This is a genomic window from Nocardioides panacihumi, assembly GCF_039530925.1.
Taxonomy (GTDB): Bacteria; Actinomycetota; Actinomycetes; order Propionibacteriales; family Nocardioidaceae; genus Nocardioides; species Nocardioides panacihumi.
In genome coordinates, this window is record NZ_BAAAPB010000001.1 from 1,289,573 (window position 1) to 1,315,395 (window position 25,823).

The 25,823-nt window shown below is 72.0% G+C and carries 25 protein-coding genes; 18 read left to right on the forward strand and 7 right to left on the reverse strand.

Annotated features, from left to right (window positions below; translation table 11 throughout):
* Positions 1-12: 12 nt before the first annotated feature.
* On the reverse strand, positions 13-795 hold the full coding sequence (locus ABD205_RS06140) for a sigma-70 family RNA polymerase sigma factor (RefSeq protein WP_344043459.1): 783 nt from the start codon (positions 793-795) through the stop codon (positions 13-15).
* Between the two features lie 163 nt (positions 796-958).
* Entirely contained in the window at positions 959-1,834 is an 876-nt protein-coding gene (locus ABD205_RS06145) for an HAD family hydrolase (RefSeq protein WP_344043461.1), read from the reverse strand.
* A 69-nt stretch (positions 1,835-1,903) separates the two neighbouring features.
* Here ABD205_RS06145 and ABD205_RS06150 point away from each other — a divergent pair, with 69 nt between their 5' ends.
* From ABD205_RS06150 to hemB, 7 genes are all read left to right on the forward strand, one after another.
* The gene (locus tag ABD205_RS06150; protein ID WP_344043463.1) at positions 1,904-3,520 is read left to right on the forward strand and encodes a class I adenylate-forming enzyme family protein; all 1,617 of its coding nucleotides are present in this window, start codon (positions 1,904-1,906) and stop codon (positions 3,518-3,520) included.
* Positions 3,517-3,759 (forward strand): glutaredoxin family protein, encoded by a 243-nt coding sequence (locus ABD205_RS06155; protein WP_344043465.1) that lies wholly within the window; start codon positions 3,517-3,519, stop codon positions 3,757-3,759. The genes ABD205_RS06150 and ABD205_RS06155 overlap by 4 nt, the downstream gene beginning before the upstream one ends.
* Positions 3,760-3,997: 238 nt before the next feature.
* On the forward strand, positions 3,998-4,663 hold the full coding sequence (locus ABD205_RS06160; RefSeq protein ID WP_344043467.1) for a redox-sensing transcriptional repressor Rex: 666 nt from the start codon (positions 3,998-4,000) through the stop codon (positions 4,661-4,663).
* Complete coding sequence (locus tag ABD205_RS06165; RefSeq protein WP_344043469.1) at positions 4,660-5,937, forward strand: glutamyl-tRNA reductase; 1,278 nt, start codon at positions 4,660-4,662, stop codon at positions 5,935-5,937. Before ABD205_RS06160 ends, ABD205_RS06165 begins: the two co-directional genes overlap by 4 nt.
* Entirely contained in the window at positions 5,934-6,872 is a 939-nt protein-coding gene (hemC, locus tag ABD205_RS06170) for a hydroxymethylbilane synthase (RefSeq protein WP_344043471.1), read from the forward strand. The genes ABD205_RS06165 and hemC overlap by 4 nt, the downstream gene beginning before the upstream one ends.
* A 31-nt stretch (positions 6,873-6,903) precedes the next feature.
* A complete protein-coding gene (locus ABD205_RS06175; RefSeq protein ID WP_344043473.1) occupies positions 6,904-8,577 on the forward strand; it encodes a bifunctional uroporphyrinogen-III C-methyltransferase/uroporphyrinogen-III synthase in 1,674 nt (557 codons plus the stop codon).
* A gap of 127 nt (positions 8,578-8,704) precedes the next feature.
* A complete protein-coding gene (gene hemB / locus ABD205_RS06180) occupies positions 8,705-9,685 on the forward strand; it encodes a porphobilinogen synthase (RefSeq protein WP_344043475.1) in 981 nt (326 codons plus the stop codon).
* 101 nt (positions 9,686-9,786) lie between these two features.
* Here the strand turns inward: hemB and ABD205_RS06185 are convergent, their stop codons facing one another.
* A complete protein-coding gene (locus ABD205_RS06185; RefSeq protein WP_344043477.1) occupies positions 9,787-11,013 on the reverse strand; it encodes a lytic transglycosylase domain-containing protein in 1,227 nt (408 codons plus the stop codon).
* Positions 11,014-11,203: 190 nt separating this feature from the next.
* Here ABD205_RS06185 and hemL point away from each other — a divergent pair, with 190 nt between their 5' ends.
* The 6 genes from hemL to ccsB are packed head-to-tail and all read left to right on the forward strand — an operon-like array spanning position 11,204 to position 17,190.
* The gene (gene hemL / locus ABD205_RS06190; protein ID WP_344043479.1) at positions 11,204-12,559 is read left to right on the forward strand and encodes a glutamate-1-semialdehyde 2,1-aminomutase; all 1,356 of its coding nucleotides are present in this window, start codon (positions 11,204-11,206) and stop codon (positions 12,557-12,559) included.
* Positions 12,556-13,233, forward strand: a complete 678-nt coding sequence (locus ABD205_RS06195; RefSeq protein WP_344043481.1) for a histidine phosphatase family protein — start codon at positions 12,556-12,558, stop codon at positions 13,231-13,233. Before hemL ends, ABD205_RS06195 begins: the two co-directional genes overlap by 4 nt.
* A gap of 6 nt (positions 13,234-13,239) precedes the next feature.
* A complete protein-coding gene (locus ABD205_RS06200; protein ID WP_344043483.1) occupies positions 13,240-13,827 on the forward strand; it encodes a TlpA disulfide reductase family protein in 588 nt (195 codons plus the stop codon).
* Positions 13,824-14,579, forward strand: a complete 756-nt coding sequence (locus ABD205_RS06205; RefSeq protein ID WP_344043485.1) for a cytochrome c biogenesis CcdA family protein — start codon at positions 13,824-13,826, stop codon at positions 14,577-14,579. The genes ABD205_RS06200 and ABD205_RS06205 overlap by 4 nt, the downstream gene beginning before the upstream one ends.
* Positions 14,576-16,195 (forward strand): cytochrome c biogenesis protein ResB, encoded by a 1,620-nt coding sequence (gene resB, locus ABD205_RS06210; protein ID WP_344043487.1) that lies wholly within the window; start codon positions 14,576-14,578, stop codon positions 16,193-16,195. The genes ABD205_RS06205 and resB overlap by 4 nt, the downstream gene beginning before the upstream one ends.
* Positions 16,192-17,190 carry a c-type cytochrome biogenesis protein CcsB gene (gene ccsB / locus ABD205_RS06215; protein ID WP_344043489.1) on the forward strand — a complete coding sequence of 333 codons (999 nt, stop codon included), beginning with the start codon at positions 16,192-16,194 and terminating at the stop codon, positions 17,188-17,190. Before resB ends, ccsB begins: the two co-directional genes overlap by 4 nt.
* Positions 17,191-17,367: 177 nt before the next feature.
* Here ccsB and ABD205_RS06220 read toward each other — a convergent pair whose 3' ends face one another.
* Positions 17,368-17,574, reverse strand: coding sequence for a hypothetical protein (locus tag ABD205_RS06220; protein ID WP_344043491.1), 207 nt, complete (start codon positions 17,572-17,574; stop codon positions 17,368-17,370).
* A gap of 48 nt (positions 17,575-17,622) precedes the next feature.
* Between ABD205_RS06220 and ABD205_RS06225 the strand changes: the two genes are divergently transcribed.
* Positions 17,623-17,883, forward strand: coding sequence for a DUF4229 domain-containing protein (locus tag ABD205_RS06225; RefSeq protein WP_344043493.1), 261 nt, complete (start codon positions 17,623-17,625; stop codon positions 17,881-17,883).
* Between the two features lie 4 nt (positions 17,884-17,887).
* Complete coding sequence (locus tag ABD205_RS06230; protein WP_344043495.1) at positions 17,888-18,499, forward strand: CG0192-related protein; 612 nt, start codon at positions 17,888-17,890, stop codon at positions 18,497-18,499.
* Here ABD205_RS06230 and ABD205_RS06235 read toward each other — a convergent pair.
* The 3 genes from ABD205_RS06235 to ABD205_RS06245 form a co-directional block, all read right to left on the reverse strand.
* Positions 18,492-19,364 (reverse strand): 1,4-dihydroxy-2-naphthoate polyprenyltransferase, encoded by an 873-nt coding sequence (locus tag ABD205_RS06235; RefSeq protein WP_344043497.1) that lies wholly within the window; start codon positions 19,362-19,364, stop codon positions 18,492-18,494. The genes ABD205_RS06230 and ABD205_RS06235 overlap by 8 nt on opposite strands.
* 63 nt (positions 19,365-19,427) lie before the next feature.
* On the reverse strand, positions 19,428-20,699 hold the full coding sequence (locus tag ABD205_RS06240; protein ID WP_344043499.1) for an MFS transporter: 1,272 nt from the start codon (positions 20,697-20,699) through the stop codon (positions 19,428-19,430).
* Between the two features lie 26 nt (positions 20,700-20,725).
* Positions 20,726-22,012: an MFS transporter gene (locus tag ABD205_RS06245; RefSeq protein WP_344043501.1), complete on the reverse strand. Its 1,287-nt coding sequence runs from the start codon at positions 22,010-22,012 to the stop codon at positions 20,726-20,728.
* A 37-nt stretch (positions 22,013-22,049) separates the two neighbouring features.
* Between ABD205_RS06245 and ABD205_RS06250 the strand changes: the two genes are divergently transcribed.
* The 3 genes from ABD205_RS06250 to menD all read left to right on the forward strand — a co-directional run bounded on the left by ABD205_RS06250 (position 22,050) and on the right by menD (position 25,718).
* Entirely contained in the window at positions 22,050-23,051 is a 1,002-nt protein-coding gene (locus tag ABD205_RS06250; protein ID WP_344043503.1) for an AMP-binding protein, read from the forward strand.
* A gap of 124 nt (positions 23,052-23,175) precedes the next feature.
* Entirely contained in the window at positions 23,176-24,120 is a 945-nt protein-coding gene (locus tag ABD205_RS06255) for an o-succinylbenzoate synthase (protein WP_344044469.1), read from the forward strand.
* The gene (gene menD / locus ABD205_RS06260) at positions 24,117-25,718 is read left to right on the forward strand and encodes a 2-succinyl-5-enolpyruvyl-6-hydroxy-3-cyclohexene-1-carboxylic-acid synthase (protein WP_344043505.1); all 1,602 of its coding nucleotides are present in this window, start codon (positions 24,117-24,119) and stop codon (positions 25,716-25,718) included. Before ABD205_RS06255 ends, menD begins: the two co-directional genes overlap by 4 nt.
* Positions 25,719-25,823 lie beyond the last annotated feature (105 nt).

The following is a 25,823-nucleotide window of genomic DNA, read 5'->3' on the forward strand; positions in this document are numbered from 1 at the left end:
GGTCGCGATCATCTAGCCACGCAACCCTTCCGGCATCAGCTTCGCCAGGTTGCGGACGCCACGCAGCTGGAGCTGCTTGATGGCCCCTTCACTGCGCCCGAGGACGGCCGCCGTCTCGGCGATGCTCATGCCCTGGAGGAACCGCATGACGACGCAGTCGCGCTGCTCGTCGGGCAGCTTCGCCAGCGACTGCAGCAGGATCTCGTTGGTGAGCCCGGCGAGCACCTCGTTCTCCGGGCCGTCGGCGGCGTCGTCGTGGAGCCCCATGTCCTCGGTCGTGAGCTCCAGCCGGGTCCGGCCGGCCTTGAAGTGGTCGGTCGCCAGGTTGCGGGCGATCGTCATCAGCCACGCGCCGAAGTCCTTGCCCTGCCAGCGGAAGCCGGTCATCGAGCGGAGCGCCCGGAAGAACGTCTCCGAGGTCAGGTCCTCGGCCAGCGCCTGCGAACGGGTCCGGTAGAAGAGGAACCGGTAGACCGCGCCGTTGTAGTGGTCGTAGAGCAGGCCGAACGCCTCGGTATCGCCCTTCCGTGCCAGCTCGACGAGCGCGATCAGTCGCTGCCGGTCGGCCTCGGACTCCTCCGACGAAGCCGCCAGATCGTGGTCGTCGCCGCCGGCGTCCCCCGAGTGGCCGCCGGCCGGGTCGCGGGGCGAGTCGCCCGGTGAGGCCTCGGTCGCGGGGCCGGTCGCCATGAGGAGCACGCCGTGGCCCGCGTACGCCGGCCGGGCGGCGTACATCGCGCGTGCCACAGCGGCGCGGAGCGCGTCGAGCCCACGCTCGAGCTCGCTGTGCGGCATGTAGACCGCCCTCCCCAGGCCGGGATCGCCAATGCTACTGGCCGTTAACTTCGTCGACATCGTAGACGGAACGGCCCGAACTGTCAGGTGGCCCACAGTGCGGTAACACGTCGTCGACAGCGGAGCGATCCGTCCCACCGTGGGTACCCGCCGCGGGGCCGAATCAGTCCCGTCGGCTCCGCAGAGCGACCCCGGCCGCCACCGCACCCGTCACCGCGCCGCCCAGTGCGGCCGTCAGCAGGCCGGCCCGGGCCGCCTTGCGTCCGGTGCGGTAGTCACGCACCCGCCAGCCCTTCTCGCGTGCGTAGGCGCGCAGCCGGGCATCGGGGTTGATCGCGCAGGGGTCGCCGACGAGGCTCAGCATCGGCAGGTCGTTGAAGGAGTCGGAGTACGCCGAGCAGCGGCTCAGGTCGAGACTCTCCCGCTCGGCCAGCGCCTGCACGGCCGCCGCCTTGGCTGGTCCGTGCAACATCTCGCCGACCAGTCGGCCCGTGTAGACCCCGTCGACGTGCTCGGCGACCGTGCCCATGGCGCCGGTGAGACCGAGCCTGCGCGCGATGATCTCGGCGATCTCGACCGGCGCCGCCGTGACGAGCCAGACCCGCTGGCCCTCGTCGAGGTGCAGTTGGGCCAGCGCGCGGGTGCCCGGCCAGATCCGACCGGCCATCGCCTCGTCGAAGATCTCCTCGCTGACCGACTGCAGGTCGGCGACCGTGTGTCCCTGGATGAACGCGAGGGCCGAGGCCCGTGCCGACGCGACGTGCTCGGGGTCCTCGACGCCGGCGAAGCGGAAGTAGGCCTGCTTGTAGGCCGCACCGAGGATCTCGCGCGTCGTGAAGAACCTGCGCCGGTAGAGGCCCTTGGCCAGGTGGAAGATGCTCGCGCCCTGCATGATCGTGTTGTCCACGTCGAAGAACGCAGCCGTGTCGAGCACCGCCGGAGTGGTCAGCGCGGACTCCACCTCGGCGGCCGCGGCGGCGGCCTCACCGGCCAGCGTCGAGCGGCGTGTGAGGTTCCTGCGGGGCGGGTTCGCGGCCACGGGCCTCAATGTAGTGGTCGCCGCATCTTCCCGTCCCCGCCGACGACGGGCTGTGCGAGGATCGCGCCTATGTCATTGCCCGGGACCGTCCGCGGTGTCGCCGATCTGCTCGGAGTGGCCGCGCTGGAGAGCCCCGACAAGCTCGCGCTGGTCGAGGCGGGCGGACGCAGCCTGACGTGGGCGCAGCTCGAGGACGAGGTCGGCCGTCTCGCGACCGGCCTCGGCGCGGCGGGGATCCTCGCCGGCCACCGCGTCGCGATCGCCACGACGAACCGCCTCGAGTTCGTGGCGACCTACCTGGCCGTGCTGCGCGCCCACGCGGTTGCCGTACCCGTGAACCCGCGGTCGACCGCCACGGAGATCTCCCGCACCGTCGGCGACTCCGGCTCCCGCCTGGTGGTCGCGGACGCCGACTCGATCGCGTCCGTGCGCCAGGCCATCGCCTACGTCGACCGCGCGATGGGCGGCGACCTCGACCTCGGCCGCCTCGACTCCGAGCTGCTGACCCGCACCGTCCGCCCGCAGGTGTACGTCGTCGACGCGTCCCCGCGGCCCGGCGAGCACGCGTACGACGACCTGCGCGCCGAGTCAGCGCGTCCGCTGCCGCCGGTCTCGGACCCCGAGCGGCTCGCGGTCCTGCTCTACACCAGCGGCACCTCCGGTCGCCCGCGCGGCGCGATGCTCAGCCACCGTGCGCTGCTCGCCAACATCGAGCAGATCGCCGCGGTCGACCCGCCGATGATCCACGGCGACGACGTCGTCCTCGGGGTGCTGCCGCTCTTCCACGTCTACGGGCTCAACGCGGTGCTCGGGACGGTGCTGCACCGGCGCGCCAAGCTGCTGCTCGTCGACCGCTTCGAGCCGCAGAGCACGCTCGACCTGATCGAGGACGAGGCCTGCAGCGTCGTCCCGGTCGCCCCGCCGGTGCTCGCCTACTGGATGCAGGACCCGACCCTGGAGGAGCGGCTCGGCCCCGTGCGCCTGCTCCTCTCGGGCTCCGCGCCGCTCGACCCCGACCTGGTCGACGCGTTCACCGCGCGGACCGGCGTCCCGGTCCATCAGGGCTACGGACTGACCGAGGCGGCGCCGGTCGTCACCTCGACGCTGTGCTCGGAGACGCTCGAGACCGGCTCGGTCGGAGCCGCGTTGCCGGGCGTCGGCATCCGGCTGGTCGACGAGGTCGGCGGCGTGCCCGAGCAGGGCGACCCGGGCGAGATCTGGGTCAGGGGCGACAACCTGTTCGGCGGCTACTGGCCCGACGGGGCCGACGGTCCCGCGCCCGACGGCTGGTGGGCCACCGGCGACGTCGGGTTCCTCTCGCCGTCGGGCGACCTGACGCTGGTCGACCGGCTCAAGGACCTGGTCATCGTGTCCGGCTTCAACGTCTACCCGGTCGAGGTGGAGGACACCATCGCCGACGTGCAGGGCGTCGCCGACGTCGCCGTGATCGGCGTGCCGGACGACCGGACCGGCGAGGCGGTCGTCGCGTACGTCGTACCTCATGACGACGCGCCGGGCGACCTGGAGTTCCGGATCCGCTCGCGCTGCGCGGAGCGGCTGGCCGGCTTCAAGCAGCCGTCCCGGCTCGAGCTGGTCGATGCGCTGCCCCACACCGCGACCGGCAAGGTGCAGAAGGGGCGACTGCGCAACATCGAACGCCGCCGAGACCTCCGGCTGCTCGAATGACCGCCCGCGTCACCCTCTACAGCCGCCCGGACTGTCACCTCTGCGACGACGCGCGGGCGACCATCAAGGCGGTGTGTGCCGAGATGGGGGAGTCGTACGACGAGATCTTCATCGACGACGACCCCGAGCTGCGCGAGCGGTTCACCGACGAGGTCCCCGTGACGTTCGTCGACGGCAGGCAGCACGACTTCTGGCGGGTCTCGCCCGACCGGCTCCGGGCGGCGCTACAGCAGGGGTAACTCACCGTTCGCCGGGGTGGCAGTCCGTTCCAACGGCGTTCCACCTCGGCGAACACTGAGTTACCCCGGGTTGCCCCGTGCTGCCCGGTGTTACCCGGCGTTGCCCGGAGTTACCTGGGTCACACCCCGCTCGTTTTGTTCTCACGTTCACAAACTCCTAAAGTGAACGACGGCGTGCGACGCGTCCGGACCGCTGGCGGCCCCCGTTGCGCGACCGGGCAACGAGAGAGCGACGCACGTGACCGCACGGACCCCCACCGACGCCGTCAGGGACATCCCCGAGGCGACTGTCGCGCGGCTCCCGGTCTACCTCCGTGCCCTCACGGCCCTCGGCGACCAGGGCATCACGACCTGCTCCAGCGAGGCGCTCGCGACGGCGGCCGGCGTCAACAGCGCCAAGCTCCGCAAGGACCTCTCCTACCTGGGCAGCTACGGCACGCGCGGCGTCGGGTACGACGTCGACTACCTGCGCTACCAGATCGCCCGCGAGATCGGGGTGACCCAGGACTGGCCGGTCGTCATCGTCGGCATCGGAAACCTGGGCCACGCGCTGGCCAACTTCTCCGGCTTCCGCAGCCGCGGCTTCCGGGTCGTCGCGCTGCTCGACGCCGACCAGGCGCTGCACGAGCAGCAGGTCGCCGGCATCGTCGTACGACCCTTCGACGACCTCGAGCAGATCGTCCGCGAGAACGACGTCGCCATCGGGGTCATCTCCGTCCCGGCGTTCGCCGCCCAGGACGTGGCCGACCGCATGGTCGCGGCCGGCATCAGCAGCATCCTCAACTTCGCGCCGACCGTGCTGTCCGTCCCGCCGGGCGTCGACGTGCGCAAGGTCGACCTCTCCATCGAGCTGCAGATCCTCGCCTATCACGAGCAGCGCAAGGCACACGGAGAACCCGTATGAGCATCCTCGTCGTCGGCATCTCCCACAACACCGCCCCGGTGACCCTCCTCGAGCGGGTCGCGCTCGACGCCGAGGGCGTGCACAAGCTGGTCACCGACGTGGTCGGCAACGAGCACGTCACCGAGGCGACGGTGATCGCGACCTGCAACAGGCTGGAGATCTACACCGAGGTCGACCGCTTCCACGGCTCCGTCGAGGGGCTCTCCCGGCTCCTGGTGGAGCGTGCGGGCGAGGGCGTCGAGGGGATGTTCCCGCACCTCTACGTCCACTACGACGACGGCGCCGTCTCGCACCTGTTCCAGGTCGCGGCGGGCCTCGACTCGATGGCCGTGGGCGAGGGTCAGATCCTCGGCCAGACGCGCGAGGCCCTCCGGCTCGGCCAGGAGCTCGGCACGGTCGGCCCCGCCCTCAACTCGCTCTTCCAGCAGGCTCTGCGCGTCGGCAAGCGCACCCGCGCCGAGACCGACATCGACCGCGCCGCGCCGACCCTGGTCACCGCCGCACTCGAGCAGGCGATGCCCGAGGGCGTCGCCGGTGCCCGGGTCGTCGTCGTCGGCGCGGGCGCCATGGCCGGCCTCGCCACCTCGACCGTCAGCCGCCTCGGCGCCGCCTCGGTCACCGTCGTCAACCGCACGCTGGCGAAGGCCGAGCGCCTCGCCGCCGAGTACGCCGCCACGGCCGCCCCGCTCTCCGAGCTGACCGACCGGATCGCCGACGCCGACCTGCTCATCACGTGTGCCGGCGCGACCGGCACGCTGGTCACGCCCGCGATGGTCACCCGTCCGTTGAGCATCGTCGACCTGGCCCTGCCGCGCGACGTCGACCACGCGGTCGCCGACCTGCCGGGCGTCACGCTGATCGGCCTCGAGGAGCTCGCGACGGCGCTGCACGGCACCGAAGCCGGCCAGGAGGTCGCCGCCGTACGCCGGATCGTGACCCAGGAGGTCGCCGCGTTCCTGTCGGCTCGTCGCCAGGCCAGCGTCACCCCGACCGTCGTGGCGCTGCGCACGATGGCGACGAGCGTCGTCGACGCCGAGATGGCCCGCCTCGACAACCGCCTGCCCGACCTCGAGGGGAGGGCCCGCGCCGAGGTGCTCCAGGCCGTGCGACGCGTCGCCGACAAGCTGCTGCACGAGCCCACCGTCCGGGTCCGGGAGCTGGCCAACGAGCAGGGCGCCGTCTCCTACGAGCGCGCGCTGGCCGAGCTCTTCGCGCTGGACCCGGACGCGGTCGACGCGGTCACCCGGTCCGTCGTGCCGGAGGAGGACGCATGATCCGCATCGGCACGCGCCGTTCCCTGCTCGCCATGACGCAGTCGGGCCACGTCGCCGACCTCATCCGCGACCGTCTCGGCCGCGAGGTCGAGCTCGTCGAGATCACCACCGACGGCGACCGGTCGCAGGCCGCCGGGACGCCGCTGGCCGACACGCCCGCGAGCGGCACCGGCGTGTTCGTCAGCGCCCTGCGTGACGCCCTGCTGGCCGGAGAGGTGGACGTCGCCGTCCACTCGCTCAAGGACCTCCCGACGTACCCCCAGGCCGGCATCGCCCTGGCTGCCGTGCCCGAGCGGGAGGACCCGCGCGACGTCGTCGTCGCGCGTGACGGCCTCACCCTGGGCGAGCTCCCCGCGGGCTCCAGGGTCGGCACGGGCTCCCCGCGTCGTGCCGCGCAGCTGGCCGCCCTCGGTCTCGGTTTGGATGTGGTGGGTGTTCGTGGAAACGTTGACACCCGGATCGGCAAGGTCCGCTCCGGGGAGTACGACGCCGTCGTGCTCGCCCGGGCCGGACTGGCTCGGATCGGCCGCCTCGACGAGGTGACCGAGACGCTCGACCCCCTGCAGGTGCTGCCCGCCCCCGGGCAGGGCGCGCTGGGGATCGAGTGCCGGGCCACGGACGAGCTCGTCGACGCCCTCGCGGCGCTCGACGACCCTCGGACGCGGGCCGCTGTCGAAGCCGAGCGAGCAGTGCTGGCAACGCTCGAGGGCGGTTGCTCGGCGCCGATCGGGACGCTCGCCGAGGTCGTCGAGGGCGACGACGGCGACGAGCTCTGGGTGAGGGCGGTGGCGCTCTCACCGGACGGTGCGGTGGCCGTGCGGATGTCCGCGACCGGTGCCACGACCGAAGCGGTTGAGGTCGGGACGCGGCTGGCGAAGGAGATGCTCGCCGAGGGTGCAGACGCCCTCGGGAGCGAAGCAGGACATGACGTCTGAACGGCGTCTAGAGGCAAGAGGGCAAGAGGCAATGGCGCGAGAGACCGGATACACGGTGCAGTCGACGAGGACCGGTTGGGTGTCGTTCGTCGGCAGCGGCCCGGGCGACCCGGAGCTGCTGACCGTCCGTGCCGCCGACCTGATCCGTCAGGCCGACGTCATCGTGACCGAGGCGAGTGAGCACGGACCGCTGGTCCGGACGCTGCTGGGGCTCCCCGAGCCCGTCGAGGGCGCGGAGCTCCAGGGTCCGGTCCAGGGCCCCGAGCTCGTCGACGGCGGGTTCGGTGAGGACGGCCAGCCGCTGACGCGTGCAGCGCGGGCGAAGGTCGTCGTCAAGCAGGCCAAGCGGGGCCTGAAGGTCGTCCGCCTGATGACGGGCGACCCGTTCCTGTACGCCTCGGGCCCCGAGGAGGCGCAGGCCTGCGCGAAGGCCGGCATCGGGTTCGAGATCGTCCCCGGCGTCTCGTCGGTCGCCGCGGTCCCGGCGTACGCCGGCATCCCGCTGACCACCAAGGACCACCGCGAGGTCGCCGTCGTCACCTGTGGCACTGAGTCCAACTCACGGGGGATCGACTGGTCGGCGTACGCCGACGACCGCACGCTGGTGCTGCTCTCCGGGGTCGGCCTCGTCGGTGAGATCGCCAAGGAGCTCATCGCCGCCGGCCGCTCGCCGCAGACGCCCGTCGCGATGACCCGCGTCGGCACCACGACCGAGCAGGCGACCGTCACCTCGACGCTCGAGCACATCGCCGCCGACGCCCGCGCCGCCCGGATGGCCCCGCCGGCCGTCATCGTGGTCGGCAAGGTCGTCAACCTGCGCGAGACGCTGTCGTGGTTCGAGACCAAGCCGCTCTTCGGCTGGCGCGTGCTGGTGCCGCGCACCAAGGAGCAGGCCCCGGCGCTGTCGCAGCGGCTGCGCGGCTACGGCGCCGTCCCCGAGGAGGTCCCCACGATCTCCGTCGAGCCGCCCCGCAACCCGCAGCAGATGGACAAGGCGATCCGCGGCCTCGTCGAGGGCCGCTACGAGTGGGTCGCGTTCACCTCGATCAACGCCGTGAAGGCCGTCCGCGAGAAGTTCGACGAGTACGGCCTCGACGCCCGCGCCTTCTCCGGCCTCAAGATCGCCGCTGTCGGCGACAAGACCTCGGCGTCGCTGCTCGAGTGGGGCCTGCGCCCCGACCTCGTGCCGTCGGGGGAGCAGTCGGCCGCCGGCCTGCTCGAGGACTGGCCCGAGTTCGACGAGCTGCTCGACCCCATCAACCGGGTCTTCCTGCCGCGCGCCGACATCGCGACCGAGAACCTCGTCGCCGGCCTGGTGGACCTGGGCTGGGAGTGCGACGACGTCACGGCGTACCGGACCGTCCGGGCCGCGCCGCCGCCGGCGCCGACGCGTGATGCGATCAAGAGCGGCAAGTTCGACGCGGTCGTCTTCACGTCGTCCTCGACGGTGCGCAACCTCGTCGGCATCGCCGGCAAGCCGCACCCCTCCACCGTCATCGCGGTGATCGGGCCGGCCACGGCGAAGACCGCGGAGGAGCACGGCCTGCGGGTCGACGTCCTCTCGCCGGAGCCGTCGATCGAGGCGCTCACCGACGCGCTCGCCGACTTCGGGGCCATCCGCCGGGCGTCCCTGGTCGAGGCCGGCCAGCCGGTCACGAAGCCGTCGGACCGCAAGCCCGCCACCCGGCGCGCGAAGGCCAAGTAACGTCGGTCTCGACACGCCCGCTCGTCCCTCGCGGGCCGCTCGGCCGGCGGAGGGGTTTCGTGGGTCGGGTAGCGGGCGCCGGCGAGCGCATCGAGGCCCGAGTCGGGACCATCACGAGGAGGTGCGCATGACCGAGTTCGAACCGCCCGTCATCCGTCCGCGACGCCTGCGACAGACGGCGGCGCTGCGGCGGATGGTGGCCGAGACCACGGTCGAGCCGCGTCAGCTGGTGATGCCGCTGTTCGTGCGCGAGGGCATCGACGCTCCGCTGCCGATCAGCTCGATGCCGGGTCAGGTCCAGCACAGCCGTGACTCGCTGCGCAAGGCGGTCGCGGAGGCCGCGGAGGCCGGCGTCGGCGGTGTCATGCTCTTCGGCGTCCCCGAGAGCAAGGACGGCGTCGGGTCGGGCGCGGTCGACCCCGCGGGCATCCTGAACGTCGCCATCGCGGACGCCGTCGCCGAGGTCGGCACCGCGCTGACCGTGATGAGCGACCTCTGCCTCGACGAGTTCACCGACCACGGTCACTGTGGCGTCCTCGACGAGACCGGTCGGATCGACAACGACCGGACCCTGGCGATCTACGCCGAGATGGCGCTGGCGCAGGCCGCGGCCGGCGTACACATGGTCGGCCCGTCCGGGATGATGGACGGCCAGGTCGGGGTCATCCGCTCAGCGCTCGACGGCGCCGGTCGCAGCGACGTCTCGATCCTCGCGTACGGCGCCAAGTACTCCTCCGCGTTCTTCGGGCCCTTCCGCGAGGCGGTCGGCTCGTCGCTCGAGGGCGACCGCCGCACCTACCAGCAGGACCCGGCCAACGCCCTCGAGGGCGTCCGGGAGGCGGTGCTCGACGTCGAGCAGGGCGCCGACATCGTGATGGTGAAGCCGGCCCTGGCCTACCTCGACGTGATCCGCCAGGTCCGCGACACCGTGGACGTGCCGGTCGCGGCGTACAACGTCTCCGGCGAGTACGCCATGGTCGAGGCCGCCGCCGCGAACGGCTGGATCGACCGGGAGCCCGCCATCCTCGAGACGCTGCTCGCGATCCGTCGCGCGGGTGCCGACGTGATCCTGACGTATTGGGCCGTCGAGGCTGCTGGTCTTATCTGACCCGCCTCAAACCCGCCGAGACGTCAATCCCCACGGTCCGAGACGTCAATCCGTATCCACGGATTGACGTCTCGGACCGTGGGGATTGACGTCTCGGCGGATCAGAGGCCGAGCCAGTTGAGCACGCCCTGGATCGTGTTGGGGATGGCGGCCAGCGCGGCTGACTTCGTCTTGCCGGTGACCTTGTCGGCACAGGCCTGCTGGGTGCCCTTGAGCAGGCCGAGCGGGTCAGGGATCGCGCCGATCTGCTGGTTGCACAGGGTCAGCGCCTCGGCCGCGCTGAGCACGTGGGCGACGGGCTGTGCGACCGCGCTCGGGGCGGAGGTCGGCACGCTCGCCGAGGGCTTCGGGGGCTTCGGAGCGCCGGACGTCCCGGTGCCACCGCCGGTCGCGGGCACACCGGAGGTCGACGGGGCCGAAGGGGTGGTGTGGCTCGTGCCCGACGGCGTGTGCCGCGGGGAGTGCTTGGCCTTCTTGTGCGGCGCCGCGGCCGGCGCGGGGTCGGGCTCGAAGTACGTCGCTGGGATGGTGTCGTTCGGCGCCGCGGTGTAGTCGCCGGCCAGGTAGGACTGCATGACCGCCAGCACCGTCGCGACGTACGACGACGAGTGGTTGTAGCGGTAGACGGCCGTCGACTGGCCGGCCGAGGAGGACAGGTCGTCGGTGCCCGAGCACAGGTAGACGGCCGCGGCGAGGGCGGCGTCGTTGATGTCCTGCGGGTTGCGCTGCCCGTCGCCGTCCGCGTCCACGCCCACGGTCGACCAGGTCGACGGGATGAACTGCATCGGGCCGACGGCCCGGTCGAACCGGGTGTCGCCGTCGTAGACCCCGCCGTCGGTGTCGGGGATCCGGGTCGTGCCGTGGAGTCCGTCGAGGGCGACACCGAACACGCCGGGCTGCGAGATGCCCGCGACGGAGAGCCGGTTGCCGTCGGCACGGCCGTGGTCGGACTCGACGCGGCCGATGGCGGCCACCAGCTGCCACGGGAGGTGGCAGGTCCTGTCGGCCTTGTCGATGACCGTCTCGGCGCGCTGGTAGGCCGCGAGGGCTGCCGACGGGATCGAGGACGCCGACGAGGGCGAGACGATCTGCGACGAGCTCTCGCCGGTCACCCCGAGCGAGCCGCTGTCGGGGACCGACACGCTCGCCGGGATCTGCAGGGCGTCCGCCGGGATCGAGGTGCCGTCGGGGAGCCGGCCGCGGGTGTCTCCGGCCGTCGCCTGGGGCGCGCCCGTCGAGCTGATCGAGATCGTCCACGCCGCCGACAACAGGGCGAGCGGCACGAGCGCGGCGGCCTTCTTCAGCCGACCCTGCCGTGAGACGGTCATGGTTGTCTCTCCCTCATCTGCTCCCCGTGTGACACAAGTCCCAACGAGGCCGCCGCCCGGTAAGTTACGCGCCGGTCACATGCGAGCGGCCGGTCCGTGAACGTGCCGGTACCCGTGAGCCGCGTCTCATGATCGCCCCGGACGTGGTCCCCGGCTTCGCCCAGGTTGCCCTCTCGGGGAGAATGACCCGGTGCCCACGCTCGATCAAGGATCGGTTCCTGCCTCCGAGCAGCTCTTCGCGCGCGCGAAGGCGGTGACGCCGGGCGGGGTCAACTCCCCGGTGCGCGCGTTCAACGCCGTCGGCGGCACGCCACGCTTCATGCGCGAGGCGAAGGGCGCCTGGCTGACCGACGTCGACGACAACCGGTACGTCGACCTCGTCTGCTCGTGGGGCCCGATGCTGCTCGGCCACGCCCACCCGGAGGTCCAGGCCGCGGTCCAGGCCGCGGTGGCCCGCGGGACGTCGTACGGCACCCCGACCGTGCCCGAGGTCGAGCTCGCCGAGGAGATCGTGGCCAGGACGCCCGTCGAGGAGATCCGCCTCGTCTCGTCCGGCACGGAGGCCACGATGAGCGCGATCCGTCTCGCCCGCGGCTTCACCGGGCGTGATGTGGTCATCAAGTTCGCCGGCTGCTACCACGGCCACGTCGACGCGCTGCTCGCCAGCGCCGGCAGCGGACTGGCGACGTTCGCGGTGCCCGGCACCCCCGGCGTGCCCGCCAGCAGCACCGAGCTGACGCTGGTCCTGCCCTACAACGACCGCGCCGCTGTCGAGGCCGCCTTCGCCGAGCACGGCGAGCGCATCGCGTGCCTGATCACCGAGGCGGCGCCCGGCAACATGGGCGTCGTGCCGCCGGGCTCGGTCGACGGTCGCGGCTTCAACGGCTTCCTGGCCGAGATCTGCCGTCGCCACGGTGCGCTGTTCATCAGCGACGAGGTGATGACCGGCTTCCGTGCCACCCGGGAGGGTGCGTGGGGCCTGGACGGCAAGCACGAGGGCTGGACGCCCGACCTGATGACGTTCGGCAAGGTGATGGGTGGCGGGTTCCCGGCGGCGGCCTTCGGTGGTCGCGCCGAGGTCATGCAGACGCTGTCGCCGGTCGGCCCGGTCTACCAGGCAGGCACCCTGAGCGGGAACCCCGTCGCGACCACCGCCGGCCTCGCCACGCTCCGCCTGGCGACCGACGAGGTGTACGCGCACATCGCCTCCGCCGCGGAGACGGTGAAGGCCGCGACGTCCGAGGCGCTCACCCGGGCGGGCGTGGCGCACGTGGTCCAGGCCGCGGGCACGATGTTCTCGGTGTTCTTCACCGACACGCCCGTGACCGACTTCGCGACCGCATCGACCACGGACGTGGCGGCGTACGCGGCGTTCTTCCACGCGATGCTCGCGCGCGGTGTCTACCTCCCGCCGAGCGCCTACGAGGCATGGTTCCTCTCCTCGGCCCACGACGACGATGCGATCGGCGCGATCCTCGCGGCGCTCCCCGAGGCCGCGCAGGCGGCGGCCGAGGCGTCCAACACATCGCGAGAGGTCGTGCGATGAGCACTCCCGACACCGTCGTCCACCTGCTGCGCCACGGCGAGGTGCACAACCCGCAGGGCATCCTCTACGGCCGCCGCGACGGGTTCCACCTCTCCGACCTCGGTCAGAAGATGGCCCAGCGCGTCGCTGACGTCGCCGGCGACCGCGACATCACCCACATCGTCTCCAGCCCGCTCGAGCGCGCCCAGGAGACCGCGGCGCCGCTCGCCGCACGGCTCGGCCTGACCCCGGTGCTCGACGAGCGCGTCATCGAGTCGCGCAACGACTTCGAGGGAAAGCGGTTCGCCCGCGGCGACAACGCGCTGCGCAGCCCGCGCACGTGGCTCAGGCTCTACAACCCGATGAAGCCGAGCTGGGGCGAGCCCTACAAGGAGATCGTGGCCCGGATGATGGCGGCCGTCGACGACGCCCGCACCGCCGCGGCCGGCCACGAGGCGGTCATCGTCAGCCACCAGCTGCCGATCTGGACCACCCGCCTCCACGTCGAGCGGCGCAGCTTCCTGCACGACCCGCGCAAGCGCCAGTGCACGCTGTGCTCGATGACGTCGTTCCACTTCGTCGGCGACCGGCTCACGCAGGTCTCCTACAGCGAGCCGGCCGGCGACCTCATCCCGACGAAGGACCGGAAGGCGCCGTTCTCCGCCGGCGACGCCCCGGAGCAGCTGAAGCCGTAACACCTGATGCTGCGACGCCTCCTCCCAGTCCTCGTCCTCGCCGCCCTGCTGTCCCTGGCCGCGGGGTGCAGCAGCCTGTCCGGCACCAACAGCGGCGGCTACATCACCGGTGACGGCGCGACCACCGCGTGGGCGCCCGCCGACCGTGGCAAGCCGATCGCGCTGACCGGCCAGACCCTCGACGGGAAGAGGATCGACCTCGCCGACTACCGCGGTACGCCGGTCGTGGTCAACGTCTGGTGGTCGGGCTGCGGACCGTGTCGCACCGAGATGCCGCTGCTGCAGCAGGCGAGCAAGGACCTGGCCGGCAAGGCGGTCTTCCTCGGGATCAACACCCGCGACAACAGCGCCGACAACGGGCTCGCATTCGAGCGGTCGGTCGGGGCGGCGTACCCCTCTCTCTACGCCCCGGACGGCCGCGCGCTGCTGGCGTTCCCCGGTCTCGCGCGGACGCTCCCGCAGACGGTCGTGCTCGACGCGAAGGGCCGCATCAGCGCCATGATCAGCGGCCCCGTCCCGAGCAAGCTGACCATCACCCAGCTCGTCGAGTGCGCCGCGTCCGACGCCACCAAGCACTGCCAGGTCGGGTCATGACCCAGTGGATTCACAGCACGGCGTCCAGCGGGTCGCTCGTGCTCGCCCTGCCCCTCGCCGTCCTGGCGGGGCTGGTGTCGTTCTTCTCGCCGTGTGTCATCCCGCTGCTGCCCGGCTACCTCTCGTACGCGACCGGGCTCTCCGGGGCCGACCTCGCCGAGGGCCACGGCGGCCGCGGCCGGATGCTCGCCGGCGCCGTGCTGTTCGTGCTCGGCTTCAGCGCGGTCTTCGTGCTGCTCGGCGTCGCGGCGGGCACCGTGGGCGACTGGCTCATCGAGTACGACCGTCAGCTCAAGATCGCCCTCGGGATCGTCTCGATCGTGCTCGGCCTGGCGTTCATGGGGCTGGTGCCGTGGCTGCAGCGCGACGTCCGCTTCCACCGCGTGCCCGCGGTCGGGCTCGTCGCCGCGCCCCTGCTCGGCGTCCTCTTCGCCGTCGGCTGGACCCCGTGCATCGGCCCGACGCTCGGCGTCATGCTCAACCTCGCCGGTAACGAGGGCACAGCCTCCCGCGGTGGCCTCCTGCTGGCGTTCTACTGCCTCGGGCTCGGGCTCCCGTTCATCGTGTTCGCGCTGCTGTGGCGCCGGGCCCTGGGCACGCTGGCATTCATCCGTCGCCACATCCGCTGGGTGACGAGGGTCGGTGGCGCGATGTTCGTGCTCATCGGCCTCGCGCTGCTCACCGGCTGGTGGGACTGGGCGGTGCAGTGGCTGCAGATCCACCTCGTCGACGGCTGGACGGTCTCCGTATGACCCAGCGATCCGTGGCCGGCCCCGAGGGCCGCATGCCCGACATGCCCGAGGACCCGGACGAGGCACCTGCCCGCCGGCCCGGCGAGCTCGGCCTGCGCGAGCTGCTTCGCTGGTCGTGGCGCCAGCTCACGTCCATGCGGACGGCGCTCGTCCTCCTGCTGCTGCTCGCCCTGGCCGCCGTGCCGGGCTCGCTCATCCCGCAGAGCGGCGTCGACTCCCTCAAGGCGTCGCGCTGGCAGGACGAGCACGCGACGCTGACCCCGATCTACTCCAAGCTGGGGCTCTTCGACGTCTACTCGACGCCCTGGTTCGGCGCGATCTACGTCCTGCTGATGGTCTCCCTCGTCGGCTGCATCGTGCCGCGGCTGCGGGTCTACTGGCGGGGGCTGCGCGCCCAGCCGCCGGCGGCGCCGCGCCACCTCCTGCGCCTGCCCGACTCGGCGTCGTACACGACGTCGGAGGAGCCCGACGCCGTCCTGGCCCGTGCGCGCACGATCCTGCGCCGGCAGCGCCACCGGATCCGAGGGGCGGAGGCCGGCGACGACGCGGTCAGCGCGGAGCGCGGCTTCCTGCGCGAGGCCGGCAACCTGGTCTTCCACCTCTCGGTCATCCTCGTGCTCGTCGGCTTCGCGATGGGCAGCCTGCTCGGCTACAAGGGCGGCGTCATCGTCGTCGTGGGGCCCGACGCGGGCTTCACCAACACGCTGAGCCAGTACGACGACTTCGACCCGGGCTCGCTCTTCAGCGAGAGCCGGATGGACCCGTTCACGTTCCACATCGACGACTTCAAGGTGAGCTGGCTCAACTCGGGTCCCCGGCAGGGGATGGCGAAGGGCTTCCAGTCCGAGCTGACCTACTGCCAGAAGACCGACTGCTCCGACGAGAAGAAGTACGACCTGCGGGTGAACCACCCGCTCAAGATCGGCAGCACCGAGGTCTTCCTCATCGGCCACGGGTATGCGCCGGTGATCACCGTGCGCGACGGCCAGGGCAACGTCTCGTACTCCGGCCCGACCGTCTTCCTGCCGCAGAACCAGACGTTCTTCTCGTTCGGCGTCGTCAAGGCCACCGCCGCCAAGCCCGAGCAGATCGGCCTGCAGGGCGTCTTCTACCCGACGTTCATCATGGACGACAAGGGCAACCCGGCGACCCTGATGGGCAACGACCTCAACCCGCTCATCTCGATGCACGTGTACGCCGGCGACCTCAACCCCTCCGGCGGGCCGCAGTCCGTCTACGCGCTGGACACCTCCGCCGCCAAGCAGGTGATGAACCCCGCCAACCCGAAGCAGCCGCTGCGCCTCGACATGAAGCCCGGCCAGACCGCGCAGCTCCCCAACGGGCTCGGCTCGGTCACCTTCGACAAGGTCGTGCGCTGGAACCGGGTCCAGATCAGCCAGACGCCCGGCAAGGGGCTCGCGCTCGGCGGGGTCGTGCTCTGCCTCATCGGCCTGCTCGGGTCGCTCTTCATCCGTCCGCGACGGGTCTGGGTTCGCGCCCGCCGGGGCGAGAGCGGCACACTGGTCGAGGTCGCGGCACTCGATCGCTCGGGGGGCGGCGACACCGACGCCGTCGTACGCTCACTCGTCGCAGCGCTCCAGGAGGAGAAGCAATGACAGACACCAGCTGGGGCATGCTCTCGAACCAGGCGGTCGGTGCGGCGGGGATCGTCTACTTCCTCGCGCTGATCGCGCACCTCGTCGAGTGGTCGGCGCTCTCCGCGCGCAAGCGGGTCCCGGCCGAGGCGCTCGTCGGCGCCGGCGCGCCTGTCGAGGAGCCGCTCGCCGCAGACGACGACCGCGAGCACCGTGTCGCGCTGTTCGGACGGCTCGGCTTCCTGCTGACGATCATCGCCGTCGCGGCACACTTCGTGGCGCTCGTCGGCCGGGGCATGGCCGCGGACCCGAACCGGGTCCCGTGGGGCAACATGTACGAGTTCACGCTGAGCGGCACCTTCGTCGTCGCCGCGGCGTACGTCGTCCTGCACCGCCGCTTCGCGCTGCAGTGGATGGCGCCGATCGTCGTGACGTTCGTGCTGGTCTGCCTGATGGTGGCCGTGCTGTGGCTCTACGAGCCCGTCGCCGAGCTGACCGAGGCGCTCAACTCCTACTGGCTGGTGATCCACGTCGTCTCGGCGATCCTCGCGACCGGCGCGTTCACGCTGGGCGGCATCGTCTCGGCGGCCTACCTGGTGAAGGCGCGCGTCGGCTCACGTGAGGGGTCCGGCCTCGTCGGGGGCTGGCTGTCGCGCGTCCCGTCGCTCGACGTGCTCGACCGCATCGCCTACCGGATCCACGCGTTCGGCTTCCCGGTGTGGACGTTCGCCGTCCTCATCACCGGCCCGATCTGGGCGCACCAGGCCTGGTCGTCGTACTGGAACTGGGACCCCAAGGAGGTCTGGGCGTTCATCACCTGGGTCGTCTACGCGGGCTACCTGCACGCCCGGGCGACCGCCGGCTGGCGCGGCCGCAACGCCGCGATCCTGGCGCTGGTCGGCGTGGGCACGCTCTGGTTCAACTTCATCGGGATCAACTACTTCTCGTCGACGTCGCAGCACTCCTACGCCGCGCCGGCGGCGCCCTCGGTGGCGGAGTACCCGGTTAACCGGTGACTCCGGAACTTCCGGGGGTGCACAACACCCCGGGAGTTCCGCTCTTCCCTGGGTTGCGTACGGAGTCCCCGGTTAACCGGGTACTCCGGAACTTCCGGGGGTGCACGACACCCCGGGAGTTCCGCTCTTCCCTGGGTAACGTCCGGAGTCCCCGGTTAACCGGGTACTCCGACCGAGCTAGCTGTCCGGCCCGTCGCCGTCCAGCCTCTTGCGGTCGAGGTCGCGGAGGAACTCTTCGTCGTCGTCCGGCCCGAGCGGCCCGGTCGGGCGGGTGGAGCGACGTGTGCCGGCGAGCGGCGGAGTCACGCCTCGGCGCTGGGTTACCCGGACCAGCGCGTACGTGGCGATCGCGATGATGATCAGCACGAGCAGGACCTTGAGCACGCCTCCACGATAGTTCGGATTTCCACATCCCGTCCTAGGGTTGGTCGGGTGAAGGAGTTCGTCGTCTACACCTTGATGCGACTGGCCCTGCTGGTCGCCACGTTCGCCGTCATCGCCGGGATCTGGATGCTCGTCGGCGAAGGTCTCACGGCGACCTCGGTGTTCGTGGTGCTGCTGATCTCTTTCGTGGTCAGCGGCGTCGCGTCGTACTTCCTCCTCAACGGCCAGCGTGTCGCCTTCGCGTCCAAGGTCGAGAGGCGGGCCGACGCGACCATGGAGCGCATGCGCACCAAGGAAGACCAGGACTGACGCGATGGCCGTCGTCCACGCAGACGCGTCGCTGTCGCCCACCAAGCCGGAGCTCGTCGCCGCCTGGCTGCCGACACAGCCCTGGGCCGAGGGGCTCGGCGAGGTCGAGCAGTTCGGCGCCTACCGGTTCGACGACCCCGACGGCGAGGTCGGCATCGAGGCCCTCCTCTTCCGGGCCGGGGAGCGGGTGCTGCACCTGCCGCTGACCTACCGCGCCGCGCCGCTCGAGGGCGCCGAGGCGTTCCTGCTCGGCACGATGGAGCACACCGTGCTCGGGAAGCGCTGGATCTACGACGCGTGCGCCGACCCCGTCGCGGTGCGCGCCTTCGTGACCGCCATCGTGACCGGGGGCGAGCAGGCCACGCTGGAGGTGGCGCGCGAGGGTCAGGTCGTCGAGCGACGTACGCCGGCGGTGCGCGCCAGCGGAAGCGGCTCTGCCGCCACTGGCCCTGAGATCGGTCCCGTCAGCGTCCGCAGCAGCGGCGCGACCGCCGTCGTCGGGTCGCCCGGCGGCGAGCTCGTCCTCGCCCGACTGCTGCCGGCCGAGGTGTCGGGCCGCGAGACCCTGTCGGTCGTGTGGGACGGCGCCGGGACGGTCGTCGCGGCGCTCAGCTGAGAGCGAGCGGTACGGCGACCAGCACCGCCCACAGCAGCTCGGCGCGACCGCTGGCCTGGAGCACCGGGATCAGCGCTGGTCCGACGGCGCCTTGCGCGACTGTGCGTGCGGAGCGTCCGGCGATGGCCAGGAAGCCCAGCCCGATCAACGCCCACCACGTCGTCGACACGGCGACCGCGACGACCGCGGCGGCCGCGGCGAGCACCAGCAGCGTGTAGAGGGCGCGCGTGCGGCCGTCCCCCAGGATCACGGCCAGCGTCCGCTTGCCGGCGACGGTGTCGGTGGGGATGTCACGCAGGTTGTTGGCGACCAGGATCGCGCAGGCGAGGGCCCCGACCCCGACCGCGGCGTACAGCGCCGGCCAGGACCACTGCTCCGCCTGCACGTAGTAGGTGCCGACGACGGCGACGAGGCCGAAGAAGACGAACACCATGACCTCGCCGAGGCCGGCGTAGCCGTACGGGCGCTCCCCGCCGGTGTAGAACCACGCGGCGAGGATGCAGAGCGCCCCGACGAGCACCAGCCACCAGCCGGTGCTCGCCGCCAGCACGAGGCCGGCCACCGCGGCCACGCCGAAGGCGCCGAACGCGGCCCGCTTCACGGCACCGGGCCCCGCCAGCCGGGAGCCGGTCAGCCGCAGCGGGCCGACCCGGTCGTCGTCGGTCCCACGGATGCCGTCGGAGTAGTCGTTGGCGTAGTTGACCGCCACCTGCAGCGCCAGCGCCACCACGAGGGCGAGCAGCGCCTTCCACCAGACCAGCTGGTCGTCGTACGCCGCCAGGCCGGTGCCGGCCACGACCGGGGAGATCGCCGCCGGGAGCGTCTTCGGGCGCGCCCCCTCGAACCACTGTGCTGCTGTCGCCACGAGGGGTCATTCAACACGTCTGCCGGCGCGAGGCGGCGAGTGACCTCCCGGTCACCCCCGGCGTCATGCGGCGACGGACACGCCTTGCCGGGCCAGGTAGCGCTCGGCCGACCGGGTCGCCGGGCCGATCGCGACGGCCGCGGCCACGACGATGAGCGCGATGATGATCCAGCCCGGAGCGCCGAGCGACATCGCGAGGAACGTGTAGAGCGCCGGCGCCCACACCTCGCCGAGCGTGTAGCCCAGCGACGAGACCCCCTGGTAGTCGCCGAGGCGCTCGGGGTCGGACAGCTCCGCGACCAGGCCCCACATGCCGGCCGACTGGAACAGCTCCGAGCCGGTGACCGTCACGTGGCCGACCCAGACGAGCACGATCGTGACCCAGCCGGCGGTGTCGTGGGTGACCAGGACGATGCCGCAGGAGAGGACGAAGCAGGCGGCACCGCGGTACTGCGCGCGCAGCGACTCCGCGACCGTGGTCACGCCGCGGGCGGCGGCGACCTGGAGGAACACCGCCATGACGGTGTTGGTGCCGAACAGCCAGGCGAGCAGCACCCGGGGCGCGTCCGTCTCGTTGACCAGCCACAGCGGGATCACGGTGTTGAGGAGCACGCCGTGGGTGCTCAGCACGCCGTTGAAGATCGACATCATCAGGAAGCCGCGGTTGCGCAGCGCGCCGCCCTTCTCGCCGCCTGTCTCGATGGCGTCCTCCAGCGTCTTGGACAGCGCCGGCTCGGGCACGCGGACCTCGAGTGCGGGCAGGCGCCAGACCCAGAGGGTGTTGGCGACCAGCAGTGCGCCGGTGACCAGCGGCACGAGCTCCATGGCGGTGTTCGACTCCATCGCGAGCGCGAGGCCGGCCAGCAGCGCGCCGAGGGTGTAGCCGACGTTGCGTGCTGCGCGCATGAACGCCTGGGAGGCGACGCGCTGCTCCCGCGGGAAGACGGCGATCGTGTACGCGTTGCGGCCCGCGCGCATCGCCGACTCGACGACGCTCATCGCCGCCATGAGCGCGAGGAAGGTGACGAAGCCGTTGATCGCCGGCCAGAGGAAGTAGAGCACCGCCTCCACGGCGGCCATCGAGAGCCAGGCCCGCTTGGCGCCCGCTCTGTCCACCCAGCGCCCCGTTGGCACCGACGCGAGGAACTGCACGGCCGCGGCGAGCGAGAGTCCCAGGCCGACGTGCTGCGGGGAGAGGCCGACCAGCTGTGTGAAGTAGAACGCCGAGCCGGTGAGGAAGGCGCCCTCGCCGAACGCCGAGATGACCGACTGGATGGTCAGCCGCCGGGTGAGCGGGTCCTCGGGCACGAGGCCGCGGAGCAGACGTGTCAGCAAGTGATTCCCTTCCGTATATCTTGACGTCAAGATATATCAGACACCATGGAGTCCGCCACCGGGAAGTTCCGCTCGGCGAAGCGTCCCGCCGCGGCGACCGTCCAGCGCAGGCACAGCGCGGCGACCGAGACGATGGCGGCGATGAGCAGCCAGCCGGCGTCCCCCCAGTTCATGGCCAGGTAGGTGTAGACCGCCGGCGCCCACAGGAAGCCCGCCTTGGCGAAGACGTCGCCGACGCCCTGGTACTCACCGCGCCGGCGCGGGTCCATCAGGTCGGCCTGGAAGGTCCAGTTCGCCGCGGACAGGAAGAGCTCGGCGCCGGTGACGGTGACGTGACCGAGCCAGACCAGTGCGATGGTCAGGAAGCCGACCGTGGAGTGGGTGGCCATGGTGATCACGCAGCTGACGACGAAGAACGCGGTCGCGATGCCGATGTTGCGCATCGCGCTGCGCAGGTCGGTGACCATCTTCGACATGTACGGCGGCAGGAAGATGCACAGCACGGTGTTGGTGCCGAACAGCCACGCCAGCAGGACGTGCGGCGCATCGGTGCGCTGGACGAGCCACAGTGGAATGACGATGTTCAGCAGCACCTGGTTGGTCCACATCGTGCCGGTGAACAGCTCGGTGAGGATCCAGCCGACGTTGCGTATCGGCCCCGGTCCCGCGATGCGCTGCCGCACCTCCCCGGCCGCGACGCGCAGGTCGTGCGGCGCCTTCGGCATGCGGCTGATCGACACCGAGTTGGCGAGCATCAGTGCGGCCGCGAACCACGGCGTGAACCTGATGACGTCGAGGTTGTCGAACGCCAGCGCTGCGCCGCCGAGGATCGCGCCCAGCGTGAAGCCTGCGTTGAGCCAGGAGTAGAGGTACGCCTGCGTGCTCAGCCGCTCCTCGCGCGACATGACGTCGAGGATGTAGGCCTCGCGACTGGTGTCGCCGAGCGCTTCGAAGGCGGCGAAGACGACGCCCACGACGACGTACTGGCCGAAGGAGTCGACGAACGGCAGCGCGAGGAAGGCCGCGCCCCGGCCGAACGCCGCCAGCGACCACATCCGCTTGGGACCCATCCGGTCCACGACCAGGCCCAGCGGGTAGGAGAAGAGGAACGAGGCGACCATCGTGATGCTGATGCCCAGACCCGCCTGCGCGGCCGACATGCCGACGACCTGGGTCAGGAAGACGGCGCTGCCCGTGTTGAAGGTGCCCTCGCCGAGCGCGAACACCATCGACTGCACCGCCAGGCGCCGCGAGAGCGGCGTCGGCGGGATCAGGCGCGCCAAGAAGCCCCGGGCTGGGGAGGGGGAGGGCATGAGTCTCATCTGACCATGGGCGGCTAGCGTTCGTCACATGGTTAAGACCGGTCCCAGGACGGCCGACGTCGTCGCCGCCGTCGACCGGTGGCTGGCCGCTCCGGGAGAGCCCGAGCCGTGGGTCGTCGAGACGTCCGGATCGACCGGACGGCCCAAACGCGTGGAGCTGTCGCGCCGGGCGATGCTGGCCTCCGCGGACGCGTCGGCGGCCCGCGTGGGAGGAGCCGGGAGGTGGCTGCTGGCGCTGCCGGCGTCGTACGTCGCTGGGCTGAACGTGATCGTCCGGTCGCTCGTGGCCGGGCGCGAGCCGGTGGTGCTCGAGGACTCCTTCGCGGACGCCGTCGCCGCGCTCGGGCCGGGCGGCTTCCTGTCGGTCGTGCCGACGCAGCTCCAGCGGCTGCTCGACACCGACGCCTCCGCCCTGGCCGAGTTCCACACCGTGCTGCTGGGCGGCGGCCCGATCGACCCGGCACTACGGGCGCGGGCGGCCGAGGCGGGGGTGCGGGTCGTCGCGACGTACGGCTCGGCGGAGACCTGCGGCGGTTGCGTGTACGACGGCCTCCCGCTCGACGGCGTCGCGCTGGCGCTCGGCGCCGACGGCCGGGTGAGGATCGGCGGGCCGGTGCTGTTCGAGGGCTACCGCGGCGACCCGGAGCTGACCGCCGAGGTCCTGGTCGACGGCTGGTTCCTCACCTCCGACGCGGGACGGCTCGACGAGGACGGGCGGCTGCAGCTGCTCGGCCGCATCGACGACATGGTCGTCACCGGCGGCGTCAACGTGCCCGCCCCGGCCGTCGCGGCCCGGCTGCGGGCGCATCCGCTGGTGGACGCCGCGGAGGTGCTCGGCGTACCCGACGAGGAGTGGGGCAACCGGCTCGTGGCCTTCGTCGTCGGCACGGCGACCCTCGACGAGCTGCGCAACTGGGTCGCGCAGGAGCGTCCGCGCTCCTGGGCCCCGCGCCAGCTCGTCAGCCTGCCCGAGATCCCGATGCTGCCCAACGGCAAGCCCGACCGGGTGCTGCTGCGGGGGCTGGCGTGACGCGGCTCTGCGGGGGTAACTCAGTGTTCGGTGGGGCACAAGCCCGTTCCAACGGCCTCGTACCTCGGCGGACACTGAGTTACCCCGGTCGCCCCGGTCGCCCCGACCGAGGAGGTCGAGCGTGATGGAGACCCACGTCTGGTCGATCCCCATGCGCACCCGCTTCCGGGGCATCACCGTCCGTGAGGGGATGCTGATCCGCACCGGCTCGGGGTGGGGGGAGTGGAGCCCGTTCCTCGACTACACCGACGTGGCCGTGGTCGAGCCGTGGCTGCGGGCGGCCGAGGAGGCTGCGGCGGGGGACTGGCCGCGACCGGTGCGCACGAGCATCCCCGTGAACGTCACCGTGCCCGCCGTCGGGCCCGAGCAGGCTCACGACATCGTCGGTCGCAGCGGCTGCCGCACCGCCAAGGTGAAGGTCGGCGAGCCCGGCCAGACGCTGAGCGACGACCTGGCCCGGGTCGAGGCCGTCCGCGACGCCCTCGGGCGGGACGGCAGGATCCGGGTCGACGTCAACGGCCTGTGGGACGTGGACACCGCCGTGGCGAGCATCGGTGCGCTGGATCGCGCGGTCGGCCTGGAGTACGTCGAGCAGCCGGTCGCCGACGTCGAGGACCTGGCCCGGGTCAGGCGGCGGGTGGACGTCCCGATCGCGGCCGACGAGTCGATCCGGCGGGCCGCCGACCCCTACCGCGTCCGTGATCTCGAGGCGGCCGACATCGCCGTGCTCAAGGTGCAGCCGCTGGGCGGCGTACGCGCCTGCCTGCGGATCGCCGAGGAGATCGGTCTGCCGGTCGTCGTCTCGAGCGCACTGGAGACGAGTGTCGGGATCGCGGCCGGGGTCGCGCTGGCGGCCGCGCTGCCGGAGCTGCCGTACGCCTGCGGACTCGCGACCGTGCAGCTGTTGACCGACGACGTCGTGACCCGACCGCTGCTGCCCGTCGACGGCGAGCTGCCGGTGACCGAGCCGTCGGTCGACGCCGACAGGCTCGCCGCCCTCGCGGCGACCGAGGAGCGGCGCGCCCACTGGGACGCCCGGCTCGCGGCGGTGAGAGAGTTCCGCTCGTGACCCTCGCGCCGACCGGCAGCACCGACCTCGCCCGCGCCGTCGTGTCCGCGCTGGTCGAGGCGGGCGTCCGGGAGGTCGTGATCGCGCCGGGGAGCCGCAACGCGCCGCTCTCGTTCGCCGCCTACGACGCCGCCGCGGCCGGGCGTGTCCGCCTGCACACCCGTGTCGACGAGCGCAGCGCCGCCTTCCTGGCGCTGGGGCTCACCAAGACCGGGTCCCGCGCGGCGGTGATGTGCACGAGCGGCACGGCTGTCGCCAACCTGCACCCGGCCGCGCTGGAGGCGGCCCACTCCGGGGTGCCGCTCGTCGTCGTGAGCGCCGACCGGCCCGAGCGGCTCTACGGCACGGGGGCCAACCAGACCACCGACCAGCGCGCGATCCTCGGCCCGCTCGTCCCGTGGCGCAGCCTCTCCGCGCTCGGCGACGTCGACGTCGACGAGCTCTGGGCGGCGCCCGGCCCCCTGCACTGGAACGTCCACCTCGACGAGCCGCTCCTGCCCGATGCACCGTGGTCCGTGCCCGAGATCGAGGCGCGCCCGCGGATCCAGCGGCCCGAGCCGCGCATCTACGAGTCGATCGAGCTGGGTGCCCGCACGGTCGTGGTCGCCGGCGACGACGCCGGCCCGCCCGCACGGGTGCTCGCCGAGACCGCCGGCTGGCCTCTGTTCGCCGAGCCGTCCAGCGGCTCACGCACGGGCGAGAACGCCCTGCGCACCTACCGCCTGCTGCTGGGCTCGCCGCTCGCCGAAGAGATCCAGCGCGTCGTCGTCTGCGGCCACCCGACGCTCTCCCGGCCGGTCAGCCGGCTGCTCGCGCGCGAGGACGTCGAGGTCGTCGCCGGCCCGGTCCCGGGCGCGTGGTGGGAGCGGCCGTTCCCGGTCGATCGCAGCTTCGTCACCCGGCTCCACGTCGAGGGCTCGGACGACCCGGCCTGGCTGACGGCGTGGCGGGACGCGGACAGGGCCGTCGGCCGTCGGCTCGACGCGTTGCTGGCCGGGCAGCCCGCTCTGACGCCGTACGCCGTCGCCGGTGCCGTCGCCCGCGCCCTGCCGCCCGGCGGGCAGCTCGTCGTCGGTGCCTCGAACCCGATCCGCGACCTCGACCTGATGGTGCCGCGCTACGAGGTCGGCGCTCGGCGCAAGGTGCTGTCCAACCGGGGGCTGGCGGGCATCGACGGGGTCGTCTCCACGGCGATCGGTGCTGCGCTCGGCCGATCCTCGACCCGCGACCTGGCGCTGATGGGCGACGTGACCTTCCTGCACGACTCCAACGGGCTGGTGCTCGGCCCGGACGAGCCGCGGCCCGACCTGACGATCGTGGTCTCGAACGACGACGGCGGGTCGATCTTCGCGACGCTCGAGCAGGGTGCGGCCGCGTATGCCGATCGCTTCGAGCGACTCTTCGGCACCCCGCACGGCGTCTCGATCGAGTCGCTGTGCGCGGCCAGCCGGACGGCGTACACCCGGGTCGACTCGCTTCCCGCACTCGAGCAGGCGCTCGCCATGCCGAACGGCGGCATCGAGGTCGTCGAGGCGGTCGTCAGCCGCACGGACCGCCGGGCGCTGGACGCCCGGATCCGGGGCCTCGCGGAGGGGTAACCGTCTGTTCGATACAGGGGTAACCGTCTGTTCGGTACGCCACCTGACCCTTGCAACCGTCAGGTGCCGTATCGAACAGACGGTTACCCCTCGGGTGCTGTACCG